Annotated in this window: 8 protein-coding genes and 1 pseudogene; 6 read left to right on the top strand and 3 right to left on the bottom strand. The window is 67.2% G+C overall.

The window, feature by feature from the left end:
• Window positions 1-353: pseudogene (locus TSO352_RS23165) on the top strand (hypothetical protein); the annotation flags it as partial.
• A 6-nt stretch (window positions 354-359) separates the two neighbouring features.
• Here the strand turns inward: TSO352_RS23165 and ruvX are convergent.
• Window positions 360-923 (bottom strand): Holliday junction resolvase RuvX, encoded by a 564-nt coding sequence (ruvX, locus tag TSO352_RS23160; protein ID WP_109109539.1) that lies wholly within the window; start codon window positions 921-923, stop codon window positions 360-362.
• 76 nt (window positions 924-999) lie between these two features.
• On the opposite strand from ruvX, the gene TSO352_RS23155 reads away from it, so the two are divergent.
• From TSO352_RS23155 to gatA, 3 genes are all read left to right on the top strand, one after another.
• Window positions 1,000-1,566 (top strand): GNAT family N-acetyltransferase, encoded by a 567-nt coding sequence (locus tag TSO352_RS23155; RefSeq protein ID WP_109109538.1) that lies wholly within the window; start codon window positions 1,000-1,002, stop codon window positions 1,564-1,566.
• A 122-nt stretch (window positions 1,567-1,688) separates the two neighbouring features.
• Window positions 1,689-1,976, top strand: coding sequence for an Asp-tRNA(Asn)/Glu-tRNA(Gln) amidotransferase subunit GatC (gatC, locus tag TSO352_RS23150; RefSeq protein ID WP_014248134.1), 288 nt, complete (start codon window positions 1,689-1,691; stop codon window positions 1,974-1,976).
• Window positions 1,976-3,457, top strand: coding sequence for an Asp-tRNA(Asn)/Glu-tRNA(Gln) amidotransferase subunit GatA (gatA, locus tag TSO352_RS23145; protein WP_109109537.1), 1,482 nt, complete (start codon window positions 1,976-1,978; stop codon window positions 3,455-3,457). The genes gatC and gatA overlap by 1 nt, the downstream gene beginning before the upstream one ends.
• Before the next feature lie 216 nt (window positions 3,458-3,673).
• Here gatA and TSO352_RS23140 read toward each other — a convergent pair whose 3' ends face one another.
• Window positions 3,674-3,874 (bottom strand): hypothetical protein, encoded by a 201-nt coding sequence (locus TSO352_RS23140; RefSeq protein ID WP_109109536.1) that lies wholly within the window; start codon window positions 3,872-3,874, stop codon window positions 3,674-3,676.
• Between the two features lie 76 nt (window positions 3,875-3,950).
• Entirely contained in the window at window positions 3,951-4,145 is a 195-nt protein-coding gene (locus TSO352_RS23135) for a hypothetical protein (protein ID WP_109109535.1), read from the bottom strand.
• Between the two features lie 173 nt (window positions 4,146-4,318).
• Here TSO352_RS23135 and TSO352_RS23130 point away from each other — a divergent pair, with 173 nt between their 5' ends.
• Both TSO352_RS23130 and TSO352_RS34300 read left to right on the top strand, forming a co-directional pair.
• The gene (locus TSO352_RS23130) at window positions 4,319-4,573 is read left to right on the top strand and encodes a hypothetical protein (protein WP_109109534.1); all 255 of its coding nucleotides are present in this window, start codon (window positions 4,319-4,321) and stop codon (window positions 4,571-4,573) included.
• Between the two features lie 124 nt (window positions 4,574-4,697).
• A complete protein-coding gene (locus TSO352_RS34300; protein ID WP_282183905.1) occupies window positions 4,698-6,263 on the top strand; it encodes a hypothetical protein in 1,566 nt (521 codons plus the stop codon).
• The last annotated feature ends 22 nt before the right edge of the window (window positions 6,264-6,285 follow it).

Raw genomic sequence — 6,285 nt, 5'->3', positions numbered from 1 at the left:
TCCCCTATTCGGGCGGGCTGACGACGCTGGAGGCGCTGTGGATGGGGGTGCCGGTGGTGACGCTGGGCGGCGATCGCTTCTGCGCCCGCCACGCGGTGACGCACCTCACCTCGGCCGGGCTGCCCGCGCTGGCGGTGGAGGGGGAGGACGCCTATGTCGCCATGGCCGCGGCGCTGGTGTCCGACCCGGAGGGGCTGGCGAGCATCCGGGCCCGCCTGCGCGACCGGCTGGCCGCGTCGCCGGCGCTGGACGGCATCCGCTTCACCCGGGCGCTGGAAGCCGCCTATGGCGCCATGTGGCAGCGCGCCGCGGCGGGGCAGGGGCGGGCGTCCTTCGCGCTGAACATCGACTGAGGCCGGTCAGTCCCGCTGGTGGTCGCCGTCGCCCCACCGGTCCTGATCATCGCCGTCGCGGTCGTCGTCCTCGGCCTCCGCCGCCAGGCGCCGCTGGTTGGCCAGCATGTCGAGCGCGCCCTGCAGGATGTAGGCGGCGGCCATCTTGTCGACGACCTCGTCGCGGCGCTTGCGGGTCATGTCGGCCTCGCCGATCATGAAACGCTCGACGGCGGAGGTCGACAGCCGCTCGTCCCAGAAGGCGATCTCGGCGTTCCAGCCCAGCAGGTCGGACCGTTCCAGCAGGTTGTTGGCGAAGGCCCGCACCGACTCGGCGCGCGGTCCCTCCGACCCGTCCATGTTCAGCGGCAGCCCGACCACCAGCCCGCCGATGCCGTAATCGCGGATCGTCTTGCCAAGCTCGCGCGCGTCCTGGGTGAATTTCGTGCGTTTCAGCGTGCCGATGGGGGATGCGACGATCAGTCCCGGATCGGCCACGGCCAGCCCGACGGTCTTGGTGCCGACGTCAAGCCCCAGCAAACGTTGGCCTTTGCCCAGCCGGGCGGCGAGTTCGGAGAGTGTGTGGATCATACCCCGACCATAGGGCCGCGCCGGTGTCCCTGCAAGATCGCTTGAGTTGTTGTTAAAGATACTTATTCTTCTAACCATGACGCTCGCACTCTCTCGTTCGGCACTGTCGCACCGGCCGCTCGCCGACGCCGACATCCCGACCATCTGCGGCTTCCCGCGCAACGCGGAGGAGCTGTATTTCCTGTTCCCGCGCGCCGTGTGGCCGCTGACCCCCGATCAGGTCCGGGCGACGTTGGACGTGCGCCGCGACCCGACCGTGGTGACCATCCCCGCGGACCCCGCCGCCGGCGGCTCCGACGGCGGGCGGGAGCGTGTCGTCGGCTACGCCAACTTCGCCACCTTCGAGGATGGACGCACGGCCAGCATCGGCAACGTCAGCGTCGACCCGTCGCTGCGCCGCCACGGCATCGCCGACTATCTGGTGCGGACGATGATGGACCGCGCCTTCGACCATCACCGGCTGCCCGAGCTGACGCTCTACTGCTTCAACACCAACACGCCGGCGCTGCTGCTGTACGCGAAGCTCGGCCTGACCCCGATCGCGCTGGAAACCCGGGTGACGCCCTGGGGCGATCCGATCGCTCTGTTCAAGCTGCGGATGGACCGCGCGACCTGGCAATCCACCGTCCGCCTGGCGGCCTGAACGGCGTTTTTTGCCGTGATCGGCCGCCGGCCGGCCGGGCAGGGCGCCGCGAACGTTGCGGTGGGCGACCGCGGGTGATAGCTTCGCGGCCGATTTCCAATGTTTTGGAAGAGAGTAGAGGCATGTCGCTCGACAAGGCCACGGTGGCCAAGATCGCGCATCTGGCCCGCATCAAGGTGCCGGACGAAGAACTGGAATCCCTGGCCGGGGAACTGAGCCAGATTCTGACCTTCGTGGAACAGCTGAACGAAGTCGACACGAAGGACGTGCCGCCGATGACCAGCGTCGCCGCGCAAAAGCTGCGCCGCCGCAAGGACGAGGTCACCGACGGCGGCTATGCCGCGCAGGTCCTGTCGAACGGCCCGGAAACGGCCGAAGGCTTCTACGTCGTGCCGAAGGTGGTCGAGTGATGACGGCGCTCACGCATCTCACCATGGCCGGGGCGCTGGACGGCCTCGCTTCGAGGGAGTTCACCGCGGTCGAACTGGCCGAGGCGCATGTGCGCGCGGTCGAGGCCGTGCGCCCCTTCAACATCTTCATCACCGAGACGCCGGACGCCGCCCTGTCGATGGCCAAGGCCAGCGACGAGCGCCGGGCGAAGGGCGAGGCCGGTCCGATGGACGGCCTGCCGATCGCGGTGAAGGACCTGTTCTGCACCAAGGGCGTGTCGACCACCGCCGGCAGCCACATCCTCGACGGCTTCAAGCCGGAGTATGAGTCGACGGTCACCTCGCAGCTGTGGCGCGACGGCGCCGTCATGCTGGGCAAGGTGAACCTGGACGAGTTCGCCATGGGCTCGGCCACCATCACCGCCCACCAGGGCGAGACGGTCAGCCCGTGGAGCCCCGGTGCGCCGGGCGCCTGGGAGCGGAAGATCGTCGCCGGTGGTTCGTCGGGCGGATCGGCCGCGGTCATCGCGGCGCGCGCCGCGCTGGGCGCCACCGGCACCGACACCGGCGGGTCGATCCGCCAGCCGGCCGGCTACACCGGCACCGTCGGCATCAAGCCGACCTACGGCCGCTGCTCGCGCTGGGGCATCGTCGCCTACGCCTCCTCGCTCGATCAGGCCGGGCCGATGACCCGCACGGTCGAGGACGCGGCGATCATGCTGCGCTCGATGTGCGGTTTCGACCCGAAGGATTCGACCTCGGTCGACATGGCGGTGCCGGACTTCCGCGCCGCGCTGACCGGCGACATCCGTGGCCTGCGCGTCGGCATTCCCAAGGAATACCGGGTGGAGGGCCTGTCGGCCGAGATCGCCGCGCTGTGGGACCAGGGCATCGCCTGGCTGAAGGAGGCCGGCGCCGAGCCGGTGGAGATCAGCCTGCCGCACACCAAGTACGCCCTGGCCGCCTACTACATCATCGCCCCGGCGGAGGCCTCGTCCAACCTCGCGCGCTACGACGGCGTGCGCTACGGCCTGCGGGTCGAGGGCGGCAGCCTCGGCGAGATGTATGAGAACACCCGCGGCGCCGGCTTCGGCAAGGAAGTGCAGCGCCGCATCCTGATCGGCACCTATGTGCTGTCGGCCGGCTATTACGACGCCTACTACAACAAGGCCCGTCAGGTGCGCACGCGCATCAAGTGGGACTTCGACGAGGCGTTCAAGAGCTGCGACGTCATCCTGACGCCGACCGCCCCCAGCACGCCGTTCGCCATCGGCGAGAAGATGGACGATCCGGTGCAGATGTACCTGAACGACGTCTTCACCGTTCCGATCAACCTCGCCGGCCTGCCGGCGATGTCGGTCCCGGCCGGCTTCGGTGCCGACGGCCTGCCGCTCGGCCTGCAGCTGATCGGCCGGCCGTTCGACGAGGAAACGCTGCTGCGCGTCGGACAGGTCGTCGAAAAGGCGGCCAACGTCACGGCGGTTCCGCCCTTCATGGCGTGATGCGTCTGATCTGACCAGAAAAAGGGCCGGTTCGCAGGAACCGGCCCTTTTTGTTTTGGGGGTGGTTGTTGGTGCCCCCTCCCTCCCGCTCTGTCGAGCGGGTCCCTCCCTCCCCCGCTTCGCAGGAGAGGGTAGAGTTTGCGGAGCGGCGGCAGTCCCCTCTCCCTCGAAGAGGGGGAGGTTAGGGAGGGGGCATCGTCAGCCGACGCCTACCCATCACGCCCCGCCGATGCCCTGCACATAGCTCTCGCCGGTCTTCGGGTCGATGTTCTCGCCGGTTCCCGGCGTGCCCGGCGGGGCTTCATCCTTGTCGCTCATCGGCTCGACCGCCGGCTTCACCGGGATCGGCTTGGTCCCTGGGCGGTCGCTGCCGGATCGGTCGTTCTGCGGCAGGTCGGACGTCTTTTCCTTGGCCATGGCGGCGCTCTCCCTCTGGTGGATCGGTGTCACCCCCACCAACAGGCCGTCCGCCGCTTCGTCACCCTCGGCCCCGCTATTCGGCCGCCTCCAACGCAACCCGCGCCAACTCCAGCAGCTTTTTGTCGACCTCGTCCTCGTCATAGCCGGGGTTGTCGGCCAGGGAGTCGCGCAGGCGCATGGTGATGAACTCGCCGGTGTGGTGCTTCTCGTAGAGGCGGACGTCGCCCAATGCCTTGGCGACGCGGTGCAGCCGATCACGATCCATCATGGTCTCCCGTCTTGGTCACTGCCGTGGCAACAGGCGGGCCGGCACATCATTCCTGGGCGGCGGCCCCGGGGGTGGATTGTCCATGCGCCGTACCGCGCTTGGATGCCGGAACAGGACGCGGTCTTCCGACGTCCCATTGTTTGGCAGCAATCACCGCGATTGGGGGCGAAGGCATGGACCCGGGACGCGATCAACGGCGCGAACTGCTCACCCGCGTGCGCCTCGTCGTGGAGCATTACGAGCGCCACAGCACCGCCGGCCCCAGCATCATGCGCGGTGTCCGCTATGACCTCGCGGTGCGGGCGACCGACCTGAACGGCGACGGCTGCCTGTTCCCGTCCTGCTCTTGCGCCAAGGCCGACTGCGCCCAGCGCGCCGCCTGTCCGCCGCCGGACGTCGCACGATGGAACCGGACGACCCGTCGCTGAGCCGGGGCCGCCGCTCCGATCGTGGCGGTTCTACTGTATGCCGGTCTGCTATGCCGAATTGCGCAATTTTTATTTCCAGGCCACGACCTCAAGATGTGTCGGAACGATGGATTTGGAGCGAATCATGCCGGTCTGGCGCTTTTTTAATACATTCACCGGGACACATTTCTACACGGGAAGTGAAGGTGAACGGGATTCGGTGATCACCAATCTTCACAACATGCGGTATGAAGGGGTGGCGTTCGACGATCCTGTACAGGCCAACACCACCGTCTGGCGGTTCCGCCGGCTCGACGCCGAGGGGCATTTCTACACGGCCAGCGTCACCGAGCGGGATGATGTGATCGCCAATCTTTCCAATGTCTATGCCTATGAAGGCGCCGGATTCGCCGCCAGTTCAACCCAGACCGAAAGCGCCTCACAGGCGGTTTATCGTTTCTGGAACAGGGACACCGGGGCGCATTTCTACACGGCCAGCGACGGGGAGCGGGCCTCCGTCGTCGCCAACCTGCCGAACATGCGGTACGAGGGGATCGCCTACTATATGGCGCCGCCACCGTCGCAGCCCGATCGCAGCGGTGCCGTGGACGAGGCATGGTACTTGGCCGCCTATCCCGACGTCGCCGATGCGGTGGCGATGGGGCTCACCACCGCGGCCCAACATTGGCAGGCGTTTGGCCTGAGCGAGGGCCGGCTTCCGCGGAGTTTGCCCGACTTGGCCGGCAATGACTCCATCTCCAGCAAATACAGCGCGCCGAACAATGGCGACCGGCTGAATGGCGGTGCCGGCAACGACACGCTGCAAGGCGGGACCGGCGATGACACGCTGTTCGGCGAGACGGGCAACGATGTTCTCTACGGCTACCAAAGCGACAATCTCAACGGTGGCTCCGGCGACGACACCTATTACGTCTATGGCTCGGGCGTGACGATAGGCGAGGGGTCGAACGGTGGCACCGACACCGCCTACATCTACCGCCGCAGTTATTCCATGCCCGCGAATCTCGAGAATGCCGTGTTCCAATCCGGCGGTTTGCAGGATCAGCAAACGGTGCTGGTCTATGGCAATGACCAGAACAACAGGATCAACCCTGCTGCGGACGCGCTCGACCTTCGCTTTGGCAATCGCCCTCAACAGACGGAACTGCATGGTGGGGGCGGCAACGACAGCCTGAACGGAGGTTTCGGAGGGTCGCTGCTGTATGGCGATGACGGGGACGATGTCCTGGGGTCGGAGGGGTGGGGTCTCACCTCCGTGTGGACGGGAACCGCGCTCTATTCCGGCGCGGACACGCTGTTCGGCGGCGCCGGCAACGACACGCTGATCGCCACCGACGGGTCGGATCAGTTGAGTGGTGGCGACGGAGCGGACGTCTTCCTGTTCGATATGACGAAGCCGCGCACGACAGCCTACTATGTGCCGAGTCAGTCGATGATCAACGGAACGACGACCATCACGGACTTCCAACCCGGAACCGACATCCTTCGCTTCACTGGAACCAGCCTGACGGCGCAGCAGATCGCCGACCGTTTTACCCTGACCGGCGTCCCAGGTGCATCGCCGATGCTGACCGCCACCTTCACCGGACTCGACCTCGCCACTCCCTACGGCAACGATGCCACGCTGGTGGTCCGCCTGCCCGGCCTCGCCACCGGGCAGGTGACGTCCGCCATGATCGCGGTGTCGTGACGCGGTCGGCCGATGGTTGGCG

Origin of the sequence: Azospirillum sp. TSO35-2 (assembly GCF_003116095.1) — a bacterium.
Lineage (GTDB): Bacteria > Pseudomonadota > Alphaproteobacteria > Azospirillales > Azospirillaceae > Azospirillum.
The sequence above is the reverse complement of the archived record's forward strand: the minus strand, read 5'-3'. Positions and strand labels throughout refer to the sequence as shown.

Coding starts and splice junctions, on each gene's coding strand:
- ruvX (WP_109109539.1), bottom strand. CDS start 923: ATGATCCACACACTCTCCGAACTCGCCGCCCGGCTGGGCAAAGGCCAA.
- TSO352_RS23155 (WP_109109538.1), top strand. CDS start 1,000: ATGACGCTCGCACTCTCTCGTTCGGCACTGTCGCACCGGCCGCTCGCC.
- gatC (WP_014248134.1), top strand. CDS start 1,689: ATGTCGCTCGACAAGGCCACGGTGGCCAAGATCGCGCATCTGGCCCGC.
- gatA (WP_109109537.1), top strand. CDS start 1,976: ATGACGGCGCTCACGCATCTCACCATGGCCGGGGCGCTGGACGGCCTC.
- TSO352_RS23140 (WP_109109536.1), bottom strand. CDS start 3,874: ATGGCCAAGGAAAAGACGTCCGACCTGCCGCAGAACGACCGATCCGGC.
- TSO352_RS23135 (WP_109109535.1), bottom strand. CDS start 4,145: ATGATGGATCGTGATCGGCTGCACCGCGTCGCCAAGGCATTGGGCGAC.
- TSO352_RS23130 (WP_109109534.1), top strand. CDS start 4,319: ATGGACCCGGGACGCGATCAACGGCGCGAACTGCTCACCCGCGTGCGC.
- TSO352_RS34300 (WP_282183905.1), top strand. CDS start 4,698: ATGCCGGTCTGGCGCTTTTTTAATACATTCACCGGGACACATTTCTAC.